This is a genomic window from Sporomusa sp. (assembly GCF_057736855.1).
Window position 1 is genome coordinate 1 of the sequence record NZ_JBYKYF010000423.1, and the last position, 2079, is coordinate 2079.

General features: G+C 41.2%; 2 protein-coding genes. One reads left to right on the forward strand and one right to left on the reverse strand.

Features of this window, described 5'->3' with window-relative positions; translation table 11 throughout:
- Window positions 1–90: 90 nt before the first annotated feature.
- A complete protein-coding gene (locus AC29Z1_RS17150; RefSeq protein ID WP_488272662.1) occupies window positions 91–1323 on the reverse strand; it encodes a phage integrase SAM-like domain-containing protein in 1233 nt (410 codons plus the stop codon).
- Window positions 1324–1694: 371 nt separating this feature from the next.
- On the opposite strand from AC29Z1_RS17150, the gene AC29Z1_RS17155 reads away from it, so the two are divergent.
- The gene (locus AC29Z1_RS17155; RefSeq protein ID WP_488272663.1) at window positions 1695–1988 is read left to right on the forward strand and encodes a transposase; all 294 of its coding nucleotides are present in this window, start codon (window positions 1695–1697) and stop codon (window positions 1986–1988) included.
- Window positions 1989–2079 lie beyond the last annotated feature (91 nt).

Genomic DNA, 2079 nt, shown 5'->3' on the forward strand with positions numbered 1-2079 from the left:
GTTTTTGCGCTATTCTTTCAGCGATCATCTCTGAACTAAGGCATATATACCCTTCAAATGATTCTTGGCTTTTATGGCCCGATATTGCCATTATGTACGATCGTCAAATAGTCCGGTAATATATAGATTGGTTATGCAGGTTCTGCGGGCCGTGTGTGAACTCACCATCTCCCATTTGGGCCGCCATACGTTACCTTTTGCATCACGTTCAAACTTCATCTTCCCGGCTGCCTCTGCTTCGCGTTCCTTCATTGTCAGCAATGTAATGGACCTTTCAGCCAAAGACGGAACCGTTTGCGACAATTCACGGAGAATCTCTTTTATATATCTGTTTAGTACCTGGTCGCATACCCTCGGAAGTTGGTAATCGTACTTCTTAAATATTTTTGTCAAATACTGACTAAGTACGGGTATGGTTACGGTCGTTCCTGTCTTTACCTGGGTAAGACTAACAACGTCATACCCATTTGCCGTTTTTTTGAACATTTCCGGACTTATACGGCCATAGTCTGATATGCGTTGGCCCATATAGCAACCGCACAGAAAAACGTCTCTAACCTTGTCTTTTAGGCTCCCTGCCGGAAGGTGCATTTTATATAGTGCCTCCAATTCTGCCAATGTCAAAAATGGCTTGAAAGTTTTGTCTTTTTTCTCGGTTTTTTCCCGGTAAACTACCTTTGCAATGTCAGCGTTATGGTGCAGTCCGTCTGCGAATGCAAATGCACATAACGTCTTAAATGTAGTTACATACTTATTTATGGTCTTGTTGAGGTACCCACCATTTATAAGATATTGTTTGAATTCCTCAACATTGATCGTGTCCCAGGAAGAATGATGTTTTGATAAGAATGTTTTTAGCAACTTCGAGAAACTTTGCCATGCCTTTATTGAATTCTGCGCGTATTGCCTTCCCTTGTTCTGACGTGCTCCGCTCTGCATCTCGGAAATGACATAATCACAATACATCGCTATATCCTTAGGAATGGCCGTTACCCGGACTTCAAAACCCCTAAGACAATTGGCAATGGTTTCCCGTGCAATGGCGGGTGTAAATACTTCATTGTCTGTTATTGCTTGCAACAAGGCATGGCGGATCGCATTCAACCGCTTATCTATGCCACGCAAACGCTCCGCAAGTGCTTTATTATCGCCCGAATATTCCCGGACACATCCGTTTTTACTGTTCCAATGCTTGATTGGTATTGTCAGCGTTGAGGTCGCTCTGTATTCAAATTGGCGGCCTCCCACGATACGCGCCCAAATAGGTGCTTCGTCATCGCGTTGGACTTTTTGTGTCCGCAGTACAAAATAGATTTTTGCCATTGATAAGATATTTTATGGAACAATTACAAGACAAATATAATAAAAATTAACTTGTACCATACATTTGTACCATACATTACCTAATTTACGCTAATTTATGCCGAAAATATACGTTAAGAAATATTGCTATATGTACTGATAATCAATGCTTTTTCAGTTAGTACAAATTAAGTAGTTCAGTAACCGGTGGCACCACAAATAGAGATTGCCTATTAAGGGATTACGTAAAGTAATCCTTTTTTTGTACCCACCATTGTACCCACATAATAAAAACACCCTCCAAAAATATATATGAAGGTGTCTTTAGATATTCTATCTCTCGCTCTCGGCAAAATCTCCTACTCTGGAGTTTTTTGTAGAAATAATTAACGATCGCCCATGAGCAAGAAGCCGATGAGTTTATCAGGCGTTTTTTACAACATGTTCTGCCTTATGGATTTTACAAAGTGAGGTATTTTGGTTTTATGGCCCTGTGTAATATGAAAGAAAAACTTTCGGCCTGTTTTGAACTGATAGGAAAAACCTCTTTCCTACCGGTGTTGGAAGGAATAACCACCAGGGAAGTATGGCGGGAGCTTACGGGTCACGATCCGTATGTATGCCCTAAATGTAAGACAGGCAGGCTGAGATCTGTGATGCTTGTGGCAAGCGGAATAAGAATGTGAGAAAATGGTTACCCAAAACGTTCTTTGACCGGATAAAGATCACAAAAAGAAGGTTGTAAAAACCCTTTAAGGGTGAGCTGTGCCCCTATAG

Coding starts and splice junctions, on each gene's coding strand:
- AC29Z1_RS17150 (WP_488272662.1), bottom strand. CDS start 1,323: ATGGCAAAAATCTATTTTGTACTGCGGACACAAAAAGTCCAACGCGAT.